The following is a 15496-nucleotide window of genomic DNA, read 5'->3' as shown; positions in this document are numbered from 1 at the left end:
TCCGATTCGAAGCATTCATTCCATCTCATAGTTTTCGTTCCTTTGGTAGCAAAAATAAAAAACGCCTCTGTCTCATATCCGTCAACATTGACGATTAAGCATGATAGAGTCGTTTTTATAAAAAAGCTTCTTATTTCTTTTTAATTTGTCGTCCTTTTGGCATGAGCATCGTAATCTTCGTCCCCAGCTGTTCCTCGCTTTCAATGCGCAGACCAAACCGGTCGCCAAAAACCATCTGGATGCGCCGATGCACATTCAACACACCAATACCGCTCTTATGGCCGGCATCATCCTGCTCCTCGCCGTCCGCGAGCCTGTTCGCGCCCAACTTAAGGCGCAGCTCAACAATTCGGTCGCTCTTCATGCCGCAGCCGTTATCCTCAACGCTAACCCAGAAGACGTCGTTAACCTCGCCGCAATCGATGCGAATGAAGTGGTATTCCTCCACACCATCAGGGAAGGCATGCTGAAATACATTTTCCACAAGCGGCTGTAGCGTCAGCCGCACCATCGCTTGCAGTAAATACTCCGGCTTCAATGCTACATCGATCTCGAACTCTCTGCCGATCCGGTGCTGCATAACCTTCATATAATACATGACATGCTTCAGCTCGTTCGCCACCGTAATCTCTTCGAGATTCGTTTGCACCGAGTAACGAAGCATATAGGCGAGCGCTTGTACAATTTCGGCAATATCATCGGAATCCTGCACGGCTGCATAACAGATGATCGTCTCGAGCGTGTTGTACATAAAATGCGGATTGATCTGCAGCTGCAGCGACTGGAACTCGGCCCGTTGGCGTTCCATTTGGATTTCTTGATTGCTCAGTTCAACCTGGACAACCTTATCCACAGCATCAGACAATCGCTTAACCATGTGGTTATAGCGAAGCATCAGCTCTGCGATCTCATCGCGATGCTTAGGCAGCGGAATGGGCACCCAATTCCCTTTTTCCGTCTCCCTCATCCCAGACTTTAACGTTTGAATCGGCTTAGTAATCGATTTTCCGAAGCGGTATGCAAGATAAATAGCCAGCAGCAGCGTGAGCAATCCTACGGTAAGCGTCGAATTGCGAATATTGGTAACCGGCTTCCTCACCTCATCCACCGGCATGGAAACGATCAGCTTCCAGCGCGAGTAGTCCGACGTTCTTGCCATGTACATTCGTTCCTTGCCTTCGGATCCATCAGAGAAAGAATTATCGCCAGCCTTCTCAAGCTTATTGCGCACGACTTCCGGCAGTACCGTTCCTTCTTTAAGCTTCTCTGGATGGTAGATGACATTCCCATTTGCGTCCGCAATGAACAAATAACCATATTTACCCAGATCAACACCTTTCCAGAGAGCAGAAAGATCGGCTGAGCGGATTTCAATCGCAAGCAGCCCTTTCAGTTCTGGTGAGCTGTACCCGCGAATGCGGCGAACGAGCGTAACCATCTGATTTTCCTGACCGGTCAAAATACTGCTCTTTAAAATGCTTAATTGGCCCTGCGGGCTCGTATTGTCCATGAAATATTCCCGTTGCTTACGAATCTCCTTTGGGGTGAACGACTGCTCGTTCGCCTCATTGAAGTAGTAAACGGCATTTCCTTTATCGCTGATCAAATAAATAGAAGCGATTTTCGGATTACGGATGAACAACGGGTCCGCTGCCACCTCGCGAATCGTCTTGCGATAATAATAGTAATCGTACTCTTCGCGATCGGCTGGCAAATCCATAAACTCCATGACGTAGCGGAAAGTGAGCACGGAGACCATGGAGCGCTCGTAATCCTTTAAATACAAATCGGTATGGTGGACAGCATTGCTAGCGATTTGCTCCATCTGCTTCTCGAGCATTTCGTCAAGCTCGCGGGAAGAGGTTGTATAAGAAATGCCAACGCCGCTTAAGGTCAGTCCGATGACGACAAGAAAATAGAAAAACAGCTTCGCGTACAGGCTGCGGAATCTCATCTCATTTAATCCCCAACGCAGTCCGGTATTCGGAAGGCGTGATGCCGACGAGCTTCTTAAACGTCTTCGTAAAATGCGGATAGTCGTCGTATCCGACCTCAGACGCGATGTCGACAATACGTAAATGCGGCACAGCCAACAGCTCCTTAGAGCGGTCGATTCTTTTATTAATCCGATATTTCACGAACGTCTCGTTAGTCATTTTTTTGAATAGGGAGCTAAAATACGTCGGTGTAAGCCCGACCAATGCCGCTACCTGATCAAGCGTGATCTCCTGTGAAAGCTTGTTATCGATATAAGACTTAGCTTCTTCCATCGGATCTCGAAAGTTGCCGCTTCTCACCGACATCAATCCGTCCCGAATTCCTCGCAGCCCCGCTTCGAAAGCATCAAGCGCATCCTTCACCGTGCTTGCTTGCTGGAAGGATAAGTTCGTTTTAGGGGCAAAATTGCGGGCTTGGAACCGTTTCAGAAGCATCTCGTTGCAATCGCTCAGCAGCTCCTTCAATCTTGCAAGCGATAAATTTGCTGACAGACAGTACTCTCGCCAGCGTTCGCTGAGCCCGTCCAGCTCATCCGTCTGGAGTGACCAAATATGCTGCTCCATAAGATCAATCCATTCCATATATCGCGATGGCGCGATGTAACCGGCACTCTGCTTCTTGAGCAACCGTGCAAGCACTTCATGCACGTCTGGCTTTGTAATCGGTTTCAACAAATAATGTTTTACGCCGTAATCCACGCACTTCTGCGCGTAGGTAAAGTCGTTGTAACCTGAGATAACAACCGTCTTGATGTGCGGATATTGCTCATGAAGAATGCGGCATAACTCAAGTCCGTCCATTTTAGGCATTCGAATATCGGTTAACACAATATCTGGCTCCAAGGCCCGAATCAGCTCAAGTGCGGTTTGTCCGTTCTCCGCGGTTGATACTTTAGTGAATGCCGGAACATATTGCTCCGTCATCTTTGAGATTCCTCTTCGGATAACAGGCTCGTCGTCCACGATAAGCACATGCATAAATCGTTCCTCCTTGCTCGACTGTTATTCATATGGTTTCTTCCAATATCAATATCGGACTTGACCTTTGCTTCATGAAATGGCATAAGATTTGATAGCGCTATCATTATCATGACGCATAATCGTTTCCAGCGATAGGGTATTTTTTTGGTAAGTTGTGTTTTTTTACGTTTTTTTTTGCAGAGAACGCAAAGAAAGCCCCCTATTCTACTAGGGGCTTCCTCTTGAAGCCGATAACTTAATTATTCTCTTTCAATCAACACGGCGCCTTGTTTGTTGTTCCAGCGCTCTGTTGCTTCCTTAATAATTTCGTCTCCGCCCTTCGCTTTATATTCCTCGATAACTTTCGGCCAGTCCGAGATGGGTTCCTTGCCATAAATCATTTTGACCATATGGTCGATGATCAGTTTCGGGCCAACGTCTGGCTGCGGAGCAGCAAGATCTGGATACTTAGTGAAAGTGGTCAGCTCCGGATAGAAGCCGATGCCGGAAAGACCTTCCTGGGACAATACGTTGTCAAATGCAGCGAGCGTCGCTTTGCCGTCTTCATTGAGCTCCAGTCTCAGCTTGTTGTAAGTGGCATCATGCACAGCCCACATCGTTCCGCTTCTAAAACTCTCTTCCTCCTGTAGTTCTTTCGTGTCCGGGAACTTATAAGTGATAAGACCAGCCGCATCCTTTGTGTAAGTGTCTCCTTCGATACCGAATGTGAAGAACTCCTCCGCTTGCGGCGAAACCATCCAGTTGAAGAACTTCACGATTTCAACAGCTCTCGCTTCATCGACATTTTTATTAATGTAGAACGTACGAACGACCGGCGAATAAAGGAAGTAGCCGCCTTTGCCTTCTGGTCCCTTCGGCGATGGGATAATATCGATTTTCGATCCTGGCACAGCGCGACCTACGTTAGTACGGTAGCCCGGCATACCGGATGCGTTCTGCGACCACATACCCGGTTTTCCGGCATCAAGGCTCTTCGTGAAGTCCGTCGAAGAGATCGTCGCGAATTCCTTCGGAATAAGGCCTTCCTCATACATCGTTTTGTATGCTTGGAGCGCCTTCTGCATATTCTCAGAGTCAAAAAATTTCGGTACAACCTGACCATCGACAAGCTCGAACTGATCCTTGTAAGGAAGAACGTCATACGCGCCTAACATGATGTCCGCGTATTTGAAGTTTTCGCGCATTTGATATGGCGTCTCTACCCCGATCTTCTTGAAGGCGCGCAGCACGTCCAGAAACTCCTCAACCGTCGTCGGCGCCTTAAGGCCGGTCTTCTCAAGCAGATCTGTACGGATGTAGGTTGCTCTGCGCGATGGGCTTTTCAAAAACTCTGGAATACCGTAAATTTTGCCATCGTAGGATACGGTTTCCCAAGCTGCTTTCGGAATAAGTTTCATCAGATCCGGAGCATGCTCTTTGAGCAGATCGTCCAGAGGCATAAAGATTCCGCTCTCAACGGAGCCCGACATCGACTTGCTGCCCGGACCGCCGATGCTGCCAATGACGTCCGGAATGTCATTGCTTGCAAACATTACGCCGTACTTCGCATCCTCCATTACTTTAACGTCCAGATCGGTGTTCGTCAGTTCTTCCAGCTTTGTTACCCATTTGTCCTTGTTCAGATCCGGCACGCGAGTGTGATAACCTGAGCTAACCGTCGTCGGCAGGAGGAACGAGAATTTTGTCGGCTCTTTTTTACTATCGTCCGTCTGCGGCTTCTCCCCGTTATTCGTTTGCTCGTTAGCAGGCTTTTCGTTAGCTGGCTTCTCTTCTGTAGGCTTTTTGCTTGAACAGCCTGCTATAAGGCTTGTTGCCAGGACCAATGTTAATCCCGTGGTAATCCATTTTTTCATACGATAACCCCTCTTTCACATGATAATAATTTGTAAGCGTTTTCGTGCTGTATGAGGCTATTATAGGAACTTTTTACATTATCTTGTATGTCATAATTTAAGCCCGCTTGTATTTTTCAATGGTACCTTCTTCTCACCGAAGGATGAACGTGAGCCGTTACGATTTAATGGAGCCAACTAGCATACCTTGGATAAAATGCTTCTGCAAGAACGGATAAACCATCATAATGGGCACCGTCGCGACAACAATAACGGCCATCTTAATCCCCTCAGGCGAAAGCAGGAGCAGCAGCTCGGAGGTAACATCCGACTGACCGTATTGATCCGTGAAGACGATTTCCCGCAGCCGAACCTGCAGCGGAATCCAGCGCCGGTCGCTGATGTAAAATACCGCCTCTGCATATCGGTTCCAATGTGCGACCGCATAGATGATCCCCATCGTCGCCATTGCGGGCTTCGAGAGAGGCAGCACGATTTTCCAAAAAGTCCGAAACTCCCCACAGCCGTCGATCTTCGCCGAATCAATTAGCTCATTTGGTAAATTCATGAAGAACGAACGCATGATGAACAGGTTAAATGCGCTGATCGCCATAGGAAGCATTAACGCCCACAGCGTATCAAGCATTCCCAGCTGCTTCACCAATAGATAGTTCGGAATAAGCGGTGCGCTAAATACAAGAGTAAATAATACGAGAATAAGTACAACTTTACGGTACAAATATTCCGGGCGAGACAGCGGATAGGCAAGCATCGCCGTCATAAGCAGATTAATAAGCGTGCCGAACACGGTAATGAGTACGCTGTTGCGGAATCCAGCCCAAATGGACGGATCTCCAAGAATAAGCTTATAGCTACCGAGCGTAAAGCCAACCGGCCAGAAGCTGACCTTCCCTGCATTGATGGCGACAGCGTCGCTAAGCGATTGAGCCACGATATGAATCAGCGGCAGCACCATGCTCAGCCCGATGACGCCGAGAAAGAGGATATTGAATACGTTGAATATTTTTTGGCCTCTTGTCTTAATCATAATGATTTCCACCCCATTTCTCCAATAGCGTTAGTACAACCCGTCTCCAGTTACCTTCTTGCTAAATTTATTACCGACCATAATAAGCGCAAGGCCAACTACAGACTTGAACAAGCCAATCGCTGTCGTATAGCTGTATTGACGGTCCACGAGGCCTGCCCGATACACATACGTATCGATGATCTCCCCGTTCTCGCTGTTCAGCGGATTCAAAAATACGAATACGCGCTCAAAGCCAAAATCAAGGAAGTTGCCGATTTGCAGCAGAAACAAAATAACGATGGTTGGCAGAATGCATGGAATCGTAATCGAAGTTACCTGCCGCAGGCGGCTCGCACCATCCATTTGTGAAGCCTCGTACAAGTCAGGATTGATACCCGCGATCGCAGCGAGATAAATGATCGTTCCCCAGCCGCTGTCTTTCCAAATTCCTGATCCAATTAATATCGATCGGATAAAGGTGTTCTCTCCGAGGAAATAAATCGGTTCGATGCCAAACAACGACAGCAAATGGTTTACGATTCCGGTTGACGGAGACAGCACGCCGACCACAATTCCTCCGACGATGACCCATGACAGGAAGTGCGGCATATAGACCGCCGTCTGGACAATCCGCTTGTAGGCCATGATACGCAGCTCGTTCAGCAGCAGTGCCAGAATGATTGGCACCGGAAATGCGAAACAGAGATCATAGACACCGATAAGTATCGTATTTTTTAATATCGGAAGGAATTCCGCATATTCGAACATTCGTTTGAAATGGGCGAGACCTACCCAAGGACTTTCTTGTATGCCTTTGAAAATATTGTAATCCTGGAATGCAATGATAGATCCAAACATTGGAATATACCGAAAGATTAGAAAAAAAATGATGCCAGGTATCGACAGCACGTACAGCGGCCAATGCTTGCGCATGAACTTCAACTTCTGATCAGACGTCGCGAATTGATATGTGACGCTGTTGGAACTCTCGAGCTTGCTCGCCATGCTTTCCTCCCCTTCCTCGTTCGATTATTGTTTTGTCCCTACCATCATAGCCGGGAACTATGCAGGCAGCCATGGCGTAATTTAGAGGCAGGCTGTGTTTTTTTACGACTGGTCGATTCGAATCGACGCAGTGCCGGACGGCGGGATTGCCAGCTGATGCAGTCCTGCGCCGAGTTGAAGCACATACTCGCTAACGACGCTGCCGCAGCAATTTTTAATGAGAACATTCGCTGAGCTAAGCGAGGCCGTCGTCTCCGCATAGACGCCTTCCTTCAGCCTGCCGTTCACGATAATCCATTCCTGAGCTGCCTCACTTTCCTGAGGCGGAGCAAGCGGAACAATCGCATCATGATAGGTCGCGATTATCGTTTTAACTCCGCTTGTCGCTTGTACGACCGGATACAGAAGCTCTGGACTTACCGGCACCAGCTTCCCACCTTGCAGAACGTCTTGATGCTCCGAGCAAAATTCGAGCCAGTAACGTAGCATTTTACGATGTTCTTCTGGAAGCGCTTGCAACGACATTGAAATTTGAGGCACAGAAAATAACAGGTTGACTAGCTGCAGCGCCGCGCTCTCTACAGGCTCCTCGGGATGCCACATGATCATATCCGCATGAGCTGCCGTATCGCCGCAAAGCAGCCTAATGTCAATCGTGCGGACTCTGTTCTGAATGCCGTCGTACGGACAATCGGAGGCCCGGAACATATTGCCGTATTTGCGCATGGCTGGACCAACATAAGGCTGGCGGAACTCAACCATGATGTCCGGATTTATCGCTCTTAGGCGACTTAAGGAGTCGGTCAGCAAACGATCCACAGCTGCTGGAATCGACTCATAATCGCGGCCCGCAGCTGTCGATGGCTGCTGCAGTTCGGGTGAATAGAAAGCATCAATGAAGTCGAGCTTGAAGCCGTCCAGTCCCCAGTCCTTCACAGCATTCTCATAGGTGTTAATCATATACTCCCGTACCTCGGGATACCTCGGATCGAGCACTCCAGCGCTGCTGTTCTCGTTATAGCGAACAAGCTTATCCTTAAAGCGGTGCCATGCCTTACTGTGTTTGCCGACGTAAGGAACGGCGTACCAAAGCACAAATTTCATGCCGAGTTCATGAACCGCGCGCACATGGCCTGCCATATCCGGAAACTTGCTCTCGCAGGGCTCCCAATCGCCCGTGTACGCATATCCTCGGCGATTGTCCGCTGTCTGCCAGCCATCGTCGACGATTACGGCATCCATTCCGAGCGTGCGCGCGATTTTACATTCCGCTTCAACGCTCTCCGCCGTTACGTTCTGATGCATGCTGTACCATGTCGAATACATCGGACGCTTCGCCGCTTCCGGTACGACAGCCGGCGTAAACGCCGGCATCTCGCTCCACCATCGCTGCACATCCTGCAAACAATCGTAGTAAGGAAGATCCCTAGTGTCTACAAGCAGAGCTGCTTCGTAGAACTCAAGCGGCGCAGCAGGCTCCTTGAAAAGCTGCACGCTGCATTCAAATACCGCGGATTCCTCACGGATGCCACCCGCATAATGGCTCGTATGCAGCGCATCCGAGAAGGCAAAAGTCAGCCTGTTTTTTCCGTTCATATTAAAGAGTGAATAAACAGGCGCAGACGTCGCGGCATTGGCGCGCAGATTGCGCATCCAATCCGCTTTGAAGCTCTTATTCCGGTCTTGAGCCGGATGCCAGCTCGCCTGAATATCATCGGCAGGATGCCCCCAGCGCAGCGTCAGGACTGGCGGGTTAAGCTTTTGCTCCGCTTTCAGGCTTAGCCAGATCATGTCGATGCCGACACCTTTATTTTCAGCAGTTAAGGAGATTTGGAACCCGGAATCTGTCTCTTCCTCTCCTTCAATCGCCAGTAGAAATTGATGTTTCTTCGTCGACACGGTCATCAAACTGCATTCCCCCTAGCCTTGATTGTGATGGCGCTTCTCTCCGGCGTGGCACCAGACGGTTACGATCGGGTCATCCTCGCTGGAGCAAAGATGATGATCCTCTCCTGGCTCAGCGATTACGATATCGCCTGCTCCAACAGGATGATGCACGCCATCAATCTCCATCGTCCCGCTCCCTTGCAAAATAATAAATGCCTCCCGGTCACGATGAACGTGATAATCTCTGCCGTCGGGACCGTCATTTGTATGGCTGCGATCACCGCGCCTCGCGAACGAGAGACCGCCTGATGTGAGATAGGCACCCGGCAGAAGGTCGCCAAGAAAGTGTTCGCCGGACTTCGGGCTCTTTGCCAGCTCGCTTAAAGTAGTGCGAATCATAACGCATGACCTCCAAGGATTCTCTCGATTTGATCCATCTCTTCGTCGCTGAAGTCAGGCTTGCTAAGCGAGCCGACAATATCGTCGATTTGCTCTGCCTTGCTTACTCCTATCAATGCTGATGCGACCCGTCCCTGACGGAGCACCCAAGCAATAGCCATCTGCGCGAGCGATTGCCCCCGCTCTTCGGCCAACCGATTTAGCTCGCTCGACTTCGCCAGCTTTTCCTCCGTTATGTCCTCGCGATTCAAGAAGGTGCTCGCTCCCGCTGCTCGTGAATCGGCAGGTATCTCCTTTAAATATCGGTCGGTCAGCAGTCCTCTCGCAAGCGGGCTATAGGCTATCGTTCCAATGCCCTCTTGCTTCAGCGTTTCTTGCAGGCCCTGCTCCAATCTTCTCTCGTACATCGAATAGTGCGATTGATGGATGAGACAAGGGGTGCCCAGTCTTCGAAGAATATCCGCTGCCTGCTTGGTCTGCTCCGGCCCATAATTAGATATCCCTACATAAAGAGCTTTGCCTTGGCACACCGCCTGATCAAGAGCAGACATCGTCTCTTCGAGAGGAGTATCCGCATCAAACCGGTGCGAGTAGTAAATATCGACGTATTCCATATTCATTCGCTTCAAGCTCTGATCCAGACTCGCAAGCATGCTTTTTCTCGAGCCTCGCTCGCCATATGGTCCAGGCCACATTGTATAGCCGGCCTTAGTCGCAACGATTATCTCGTCGCGGTGTCCGGAAAAGTCACGCTTCCAAATTTGGCCGAACGATTCCTCCGCCGAGCCTGGAGGAGGGCCGTAATTGTTGGCAAGATCGAAGTGTGTGATGCCGAGATCGAAAGCCCGGTGCAAAATCCGTCTGCCGTTCTCCAGCGAATCGATCCCTCCAAAATTATGCCATAAGCCAAGCGATATAGCCGGCAGCTTAAGACCGCTATTGCCGCAGCGGTTGTATTTCATCATCTCGTAGCGGTTATCGGAGGCATAATAGGTTGTCATAGATTCCACCCCGGCAAATAAGATTTGGTTTGTTTCATCATCTTCTCGAACAGTTCCTCCGCTTCGTTCACGCCGATTATCACGAGCGGATCGCTCACAAAGGCATGGAATGCGAGGCTCTTGTCCCGTTTAAGCGCTGCTTGCAAAATGGTCTCCTGGTTCATCACATGCCGCAGCACAAGCGCGTTCACATCCACAGGCAGCTCTCCGGCATGGACAGGACTCAGCCTGTTTCCGGAGAAAGCAGCATTCGTCTCCACGACTGCCCCGAGCGGGATGCCTTTCATTTGTCCGACATTTGGCAAATTAACATTGGTGACGAACGGCTGCAGGCCGAGCAGCCCCTTCAGCTGGCGAACCTCTTCCTCGCCGGATGCCTTAAGGGGCAGCTTCTCCTCGCCGCTGATCAGCCTTGCGTAATAGGCAGCAGCCGCTTCGTTTTTCTCCACACGACTAGGCACAGTTGTTAGACCGAACATCCACGAGTCAATGGTCTTTATGTCCTTCACGTACCATGGCGGCATAAACTCAACGAGATGACGGTCACCGGCAGCTGCGATAAGTCCATATCTTCGGAACAAATCGAACTTCACCCGGTTGGCCGCCGTATACATATTCGTTCGCCAGCCATTTTTGCTCGTTACGAAGCCCGCTTCGTAATATTTATCAACAAACTTTCTGTAAAGCGGAAAAAGGTCGATGTTCCGGTAAGTCGCTTGATCAATCCATGTAAAGTGATTGATGCCCAGCACATTGACTTGGATATCGTCCCGCCCAACATTCTCGATGCCTTTTAAATCTTTCAGCATCCGGATCAGCAGACCTTGCGTCCCAAATATTTCATGACAGCAGCCGAACGCTTTAATTTTAGGGAACACCTCATAAAGCGTCCGCGTACACAGCGTCATGGGATTGGTATAATTGAAAACCCAAGCATCCGGTGCGTGGCGTTCAATCGCTTCGGCGAACTCCACGTACATGGGTATCGTTCTGAGCGCCCGAATCAGTCCTCCCGGCCCGGTCGTATCGCCTACGGGCTGATAGATGCCAACCGTCTCCGGCTCATGCACGTCAATTGCCATCTCCGCGAAGGTTCCGGGAAGAATCGAAATGAAGACAAAATCCGCTCCCGTCAATGCTTCCTGCAGCGTCTCGTATGCTTTATACTTCCAATGAGATTTGGCTTCCGCATAAGCGGACACCGAGTTTCCCAGCTTTTCATTATTTTTCGCTTTGCTATAATCCAAATCATATAATCGGATCGTCCCCGACAACTGCTCCTCCAGCGCCAGGTCCGCTATTAGGTTTTTCGCCCAATACATCGACCCTCCGCCGATATACGCGATTTGGATCTCACTCACCTTGCCGTTTGCATATTGCATGATGCTCCTCCTTCTGCTAACGATTCCACCTCAGTATAGGATTCAAATATAGACTGCGGTATGGAAAAACTTTGGCTCTGTTGTCGTTTTTTACTGCGGGGACAAAAAAAGGCCAACCAGCGGGGGCTGGTTGGCCTTCTTCAAAATCTCAAAAACATATTAATTCGCGTCGCCATATTCACAGATAGCTTACTTTTTGTCCACCTGAAGCAGCTTAACCGTCTTCGTGATGTAGGTATCCTTCAGCTTTTCCTCCGAAATGACGTTCAGCTTGAGCAGGCTCGTAATTTTCGACGAATCAGGCTCCGATAACAGCCGCCGCAGCTCGGGGTCCGGCAGCGCTCTGCGCAGCTGACGCAACCAAAAACTCCGAACTTTTTACGATAAAAAGCGTGCCAAGGGCAAGCCGTTTAATGTGGTTGTTATTGCCTGCGTAAATAAGCTAATTCACTGGATTTTTGCGATGCTTACCAATAAATATGCATTTCGATTGACCTAAGCAGGAGACACTATCCTCCTTAGGAAACCTCCCCCATCCACCTATGGTTGGTTATTTGACATGCTCTTTTTACAGGATAACATCATGGGCTTTATCCATTAAGTTTTAAATATTGACATGCTATTAGCTAGAATAGCTTAACGATTCATAAATATTTCTTTGATAAATCTTTTCCCATACAAATACTTTCTTTATTATTTACATAGGGTTCATAATTTGCTATTTGTTCATATCCTAATTTCTTGTATAATGCTATTGCTTCAGGTTGATTTATCCCAGTTTCCAATACCGCACTTATCTTCCCTTCTTCTAATGCCCATACTTCTAGTTCTGATACTATTGATTTGGCAATACCCGTTCCCCTTACTTCTTCTTTTACATACATTCTTTTAATTTCGACTATACTTTCATTTTCAGTGAATCTATAACATCCACAACCAACAGCACAGTCCCCATCATAAGCAACAATTGCCATTGCATTTAATTTAACTACGTTAAATGCAACAAAATTTTGTTGTGTTTCAGGGTATCTATTCCATAAATCTTTATCCAGTAATTCTATTAGACTTGAAAAATCAGGATTATCTGTAGTGGTTCTTTTTATGATAATCATAAATAATCAATCTCCTTATTTTTGTTTTTAATATATACCCATAAATGTACTCCAAAGACACCACAGATTGGTTCCAGTAACCAGTGATCATATCCCTTCTCCTTTCAGCATTGTGGGTTCTGAATCGAGGCACGGAAAGGCTATACGAGCTAGGTAGGTGTCCGGGACCCTTAAGTAACCTTTTTAATTCCAACACAGTTTTTATTGAAACATAACACATCTGAAAAAACATCGATACATCAATTTTTTTATAGATCATTACAGAATTTATTTATAGAGCAATCCTCCCTCTATGGAGAATCACTTTGCTCTTAAATGCTCACGTTTTATTAGAATATTGCCCTAGTGTTGATGAAACGGTTAATTGAATTCGATAGAATTAGAGAAGGCTTCTTTTTTGCCAGTGGGATGTGATAATATGAAAAAAACTGATTATCGGAGGCGTGTCTTGGAAAACGAAAAATGTGACTTGATACCCCAAAGCGGTGTTAAAGAAAAGAACTTTGATGTGATCGATGGCTACACGATCAAGTACCACGCTAATGGAAAAACGATGTGGTCTAAAGGGAAAATGATTGACAATCAACCGGATGGCTACTGGGAATGGTATCGACATGATGGAACGATTAAGCGTTCGGGTTATTTCGACCAAGGTGAGCCCGTTGGTGAATGGATCACTTACGACAGCAAAGGAAATAAGTACAAAGCCACTTCTCGCGATTAATAATCTAATGAAAAGAACTCTGCCCGAAGGAGTTCGGCCAAGTTTGAAGCTGCTTTACATTGATGCAGTGAATTCTTATCGTAATGTGAGTTTAACGAAGAAAGGAGCTGTTGCCGCAACAAACTGCTCCCTAATTGTTGAACTATCGTTTCTCGTTAGTTCAATGATTTTCTTTTCAAAATGGTGATGTAGTCCATTTCTAATCCAGTAATATTTTTGATTACTTCTTCTTCTATACCTTCTGCTAGTGCTTTTCGTGCAAATCGTAAGCGGTATTTGTATTTTGCCAACATAAGATTAAAGGTTGCCCTATTTTCAAAAGACAAGTAATCATCTGCTATTGTTCCATCTAACAGGAATTCCATATCGTAGGTCCCTATGAATGTTTGGAGATAATGCATTCGGAGTGAGCAAAAGATGGCGGCCCCTTCACGGTCATAATATTGTTTTAAGCTAATCGATACCACATCAATAATAATAAAGTCCTCATCCAACTTTCCTAAAAACAACTCATGATACTCATCTTTTTTTTCTTTTTTCCAGCTGCGAAAACCGTCCCAAAAACCTTCGACTGTTCGTTTCACGGCATTATGCTCTTGCTCCCATCTTAGGAGAAACCCTGCATCCATCATCCAACCCCCCATCCCTTTTTGAGCTTTCTTGACTAGAAATATATCACTTGATAACTTACCGACTATGATTTAATTTTGAAACGATACGATCACAATGAAATACCAATATATGGTATAATTTAGTTACGGTAATTACGATGATGAAAGAATGATTTTATATAAAGGATTTCGTTGGCGTTGAAAAAGAAAATGGAACATTTTTAATGGGGGAATACAATGTCAACCTATTATTATTTTCATTGTTTGAAATGTGAAGTCAAAGGAGGTTTTTTTTCTAGGCAGGCATGGGGATGGGAAAACTTTGATATTTTAGAGTCGTTCAAGTTCCTAACTTATCATACTGATAAATGTGGACATGAGCATTTAAGAGTTATTTCTGAACATGAAGAACAACTATATTGATATGCTCGATTCAGAGTACAATAATTATATAGAGAATACAAAAGAACATTTCCCCTTTTCTGATGATTGGAAGTTTATGAAGGATAATGTGGAGATGACTATTAAAGAAATAAAAGAACTTTGGGTCAATTCTAAACTAATAAAAAATCCTAATACTGAACAACTGAAGATTATAGGTGTTATAGAGGAAGTAACAATCATGGAGGAGAAAAAAAAGGCTACCTATACAAAGCAGTTTTAATATCTACCCAAAATATAAGGTTTCAAATAGTAGAAGTTAGTAAAAGGTTACCTACATAAGGTAAGAATTATATGGTGATTGGGAAACAAGTAAGTCATCAAGTTGAGGGCGAATTAGTGTTTGTTGAAAATATAAAAGAATTAAAATGAAACATGAATTTCATTGAGCATTAATTCTAGAAGTTCTAACAAAAGAAACCACTCCATTGTCGGGAGTGGCTTTGTCTTTATATACTGATGTAAATTTTGTGGTCAAACTGTACTTTGTGTATTTTCGCGATAAATGTTCAAACAGATTTGAATTCAACCGGTCCAGATCCTTGAGAAATTCTGTTTTTTCATAAAAATAATAGCATAAAAGCTGAAACAAAAACTGTGATAAAGTAACATTGCGTCTATTGGGGACTCGGATATGATATCGTAATCGGGCTCTATCTCGGTAATCTATTCCGCAATTAGACCTCTTGTACTATTATGTAGCCAATTTCCGGCCTCTAATAAAGCTAACGAGTAGAAAAATAATCGGAAAACCTACTATGAAAATCGGAAATATGAATTTAATCCAAACAAAATTCGCGTAATCCAACATCCCAACGATGTTTGGAGGTATTAAGGAAGTAGCAAAAATGACGGATGCAGCAAATCCGATCATTACCCGCCAGTTCTTGATGCCTAACAATTGTGCGGTTCCATAGCTGTTGATGAACAAGTAAATGKACAACTTTACGAATACGCTGAAAATCCAGATGAACACGATCCAGACATCCATATTTTGAATAAAATCTAGATAATTAATAAATCGAACCATACTAAAATACGGAAAGATTAAGGATGATCCGATATTTGTTCCGAATGTTGCAATAACCATAACC

Annotated in this window: 15 protein-coding genes and 1 pseudogene; 3 read left to right on the top strand and 13 right to left on the bottom strand. The window is 46.3% G+C overall.

What is annotated here, in order from left to right:
* Positions 1-130: 130 nt before the first annotated feature.
* The 10 genes from AC1DLI_RS24545 to AC1DLI_RS24500 all read right to left on the bottom strand — a co-directional run bounded on the left by AC1DLI_RS24545 (position 131) and on the right by AC1DLI_RS24500 (position 11874).
* Positions 131-1954 carry a sensor histidine kinase gene (locus AC1DLI_RS24545; protein WP_477607103.1) on the bottom strand — a complete coding sequence of 608 codons (1824 nt, stop codon included), beginning with the start codon at positions 1952-1954 and terminating at the stop codon, positions 131-133.
* 1 nt (position 1955) lies between these two features.
* Positions 1956-2975 carry a response regulator transcription factor gene (locus AC1DLI_RS24540; RefSeq protein WP_477607102.1) on the bottom strand — a complete coding sequence of 340 codons (1020 nt, stop codon included), beginning with the start codon at positions 2973-2975 and terminating at the stop codon, positions 1956-1958.
* 242 nt (positions 2976-3217) lie between these two features.
* Entirely contained in the window at positions 3218-4831 is a 1614-nt protein-coding gene (locus AC1DLI_RS24535; RefSeq protein ID WP_477607101.1) for an extracellular solute-binding protein, read from the bottom strand.
* A 157-nt stretch (positions 4832-4988) separates the two neighbouring features.
* Positions 4989-5858: a carbohydrate ABC transporter permease gene (locus AC1DLI_RS24530; RefSeq protein ID WP_477607100.1), complete on the bottom strand. Its 870-nt coding sequence runs from the start codon at positions 5856-5858 to the stop codon at positions 4989-4991.
* A 30-nt stretch (positions 5859-5888) separates the two neighbouring features.
* Positions 5889-6845, bottom strand: a complete 957-nt coding sequence (locus AC1DLI_RS24525; RefSeq protein WP_477607099.1) for an ABC transporter permease — start codon at positions 6843-6845, stop codon at positions 5889-5891.
* Between the two features lie 102 nt (positions 6846-6947).
* Positions 6948-8750, bottom strand: coding sequence for a glycoside hydrolase family 36 protein (locus AC1DLI_RS24520; RefSeq protein WP_477607204.1), 1803 nt, complete (start codon positions 8748-8750; stop codon positions 6948-6950).
* 15 nt (positions 8751-8765) lie between these two features.
* On the bottom strand, positions 8766-9131 hold the full coding sequence (locus AC1DLI_RS24515) for a cupin domain-containing protein (protein ID WP_477607098.1): 366 nt from the start codon (positions 9129-9131) through the stop codon (positions 8766-8768).
* A complete protein-coding gene (locus AC1DLI_RS24510) occupies positions 9128-10132 on the bottom strand; it encodes an aldo/keto reductase (RefSeq protein ID WP_477607097.1) in 1005 nt (334 codons plus the stop codon). The genes AC1DLI_RS24515 and AC1DLI_RS24510 overlap by 4 nt, the downstream gene beginning before the upstream one ends.
* Positions 10129-11514 carry a family 4 glycosyl hydrolase gene (locus AC1DLI_RS24505; RefSeq protein WP_477607096.1) on the bottom strand — a complete coding sequence of 462 codons (1386 nt, stop codon included), beginning with the start codon at positions 11512-11514 and terminating at the stop codon, positions 10129-10131. The genes AC1DLI_RS24510 and AC1DLI_RS24505 overlap by 4 nt, the downstream gene beginning before the upstream one ends.
* Positions 11515-11703: 189 nt before the next feature.
* Positions 11704-11874, bottom strand: a complete 171-nt coding sequence (locus tag AC1DLI_RS24500; protein WP_477607095.1) for a hypothetical protein — start codon at positions 11872-11874, stop codon at positions 11704-11706.
* Between AC1DLI_RS24500 and AC1DLI_RS24495 the strand changes: the two are divergent.
* Positions 11870-12013, top strand: a pseudogene (locus AC1DLI_RS24495) (IS110 family transposase); the annotation flags it as partial. The gene AC1DLI_RS24500 and the pseudogene AC1DLI_RS24495 sit on opposite strands and share 5 nt — an antisense overlap.
* 145 nt (positions 12014-12158) lie before the next feature.
* Here AC1DLI_RS24495 and AC1DLI_RS24490 read toward each other — a convergent pair.
* Positions 12159-12626: a GNAT family N-acetyltransferase gene (locus AC1DLI_RS24490; protein WP_477607094.1), complete on the bottom strand. Its 468-nt coding sequence runs from the start codon at positions 12624-12626 to the stop codon at positions 12159-12161.
* Between the two features lie 448 nt (positions 12627-13074).
* On the opposite strand from AC1DLI_RS24490, the gene AC1DLI_RS24485 reads away from it, so the two are divergent.
* Positions 13075-13350 (top strand): toxin-antitoxin system YwqK family antitoxin, encoded by a 276-nt coding sequence (locus tag AC1DLI_RS24485; protein ID WP_477607093.1) that lies wholly within the window; start codon positions 13075-13077, stop codon positions 13348-13350.
* A gap of 155 nt (positions 13351-13505) precedes the next feature.
* On the opposite strand, the gene AC1DLI_RS24480 is transcribed toward AC1DLI_RS24485, so the two are convergent.
* Positions 13506-13982, bottom strand: coding sequence for a hypothetical protein (locus AC1DLI_RS24480; protein ID WP_477607092.1), 477 nt, complete (start codon positions 13980-13982; stop codon positions 13506-13508).
* A 382-nt stretch (positions 13983-14364) separates the two neighbouring features.
* Here AC1DLI_RS24480 and AC1DLI_RS24475 point away from each other — a divergent pair, with 382 nt between their 5' ends.
* Positions 14365-14625: a hypothetical protein gene (locus AC1DLI_RS24475; RefSeq protein ID WP_477607091.1), complete on the top strand. Its 261-nt coding sequence runs from the start codon at positions 14365-14367 to the stop codon at positions 14623-14625.
* Between the two features lie 471 nt (positions 14626-15096).
* On the opposite strand, the gene AC1DLI_RS24470 is transcribed toward AC1DLI_RS24475, so the two are convergent.
* A partial coding sequence (locus AC1DLI_RS24470; protein WP_477607090.1) for a GerAB/ArcD/ProY family transporter occupies positions 15097-15496 on the bottom strand: 400 nt, incomplete at its 5' end.

This window comes from Paenibacillus sp. 01T443 (assembly GCF_056398325.1).
Note: the sequence above shows the minus strand (reverse complement) of the source record. Positions and strands in the feature narration are given on the sequence as shown.

What these genes read in the sequence shown, in the direction of transcription:
- AC1DLI_RS24545 (WP_477607103.1), bottom strand. Translation starts at nt 1,954, where the DNA reads ATGAGATTCCGCAGCCTGTACGCGAAGCTGTTTTTCTATTTTCTTGTC.
- AC1DLI_RS24540 (WP_477607102.1), bottom strand. Translation starts at nt 2,975, where the DNA reads ATGCATGTGCTTATCGTGGACGACGAGCCTGTTATCCGAAGAGGAATC.
- AC1DLI_RS24535 (WP_477607101.1), bottom strand. Translation starts at nt 4,831, where the DNA reads ATGAAAAAATGGATTACCACGGGATTAACATTGGTCCTGGCAACAAGC.
- AC1DLI_RS24530 (WP_477607100.1), bottom strand. Translation starts at nt 5,858, where the DNA reads ATGATTAAGACAAGAGGCCAAAAAATATTCAACGTATTCAATATCCTC.
- AC1DLI_RS24525 (WP_477607099.1), bottom strand. Translation starts at nt 6,845, where the DNA reads ATGGCGAGCAAGCTCGAGAGTTCCAACAGCGTCACATATCAATTCGCG.
- AC1DLI_RS24520 (WP_477607204.1), bottom strand. Translation starts at nt 8,750, where the DNA reads ATGACCGTGTCGACGAAGAAACATCAATTTCTACTGGCGATTGAAGGA.
- AC1DLI_RS24515 (WP_477607098.1), bottom strand. Translation starts at nt 9,131, where the DNA reads ATGATTCGCACTACTTTAAGCGAGCTGGCAAAGAGCCCGAAGTCCGGC.
- AC1DLI_RS24510 (WP_477607097.1), bottom strand. Translation starts at nt 10,132, where the DNA reads ATGACAACCTATTATGCCTCCGATAACCGCTACGAGATGATGAAATAC.
- AC1DLI_RS24505 (WP_477607096.1), bottom strand. Translation starts at nt 11,514, where the DNA reads ATGCAATATGCAAACGGCAAGGTGAGTGAGATCCAAATCGCGTATATC.
- AC1DLI_RS24490 (WP_477607094.1), bottom strand. Translation starts at nt 12,626, where the DNA reads ATGATTATCATAAAAAGAACCACTACAGATAATCCTGATTTTTCAAGT.
- AC1DLI_RS24480 (WP_477607092.1), bottom strand. Translation starts at nt 13,982, where the DNA reads ATGATGGATGCAGGGTTTCTCCTAAGATGGGAGCAAGAGCATAATGCC.
- AC1DLI_RS24475 (WP_477607091.1), top strand. Translation starts at nt 14,365, where the DNA reads ATGAAGAACAACTATATTGATATGCTCGATTCAGAGTACAATAATTAT.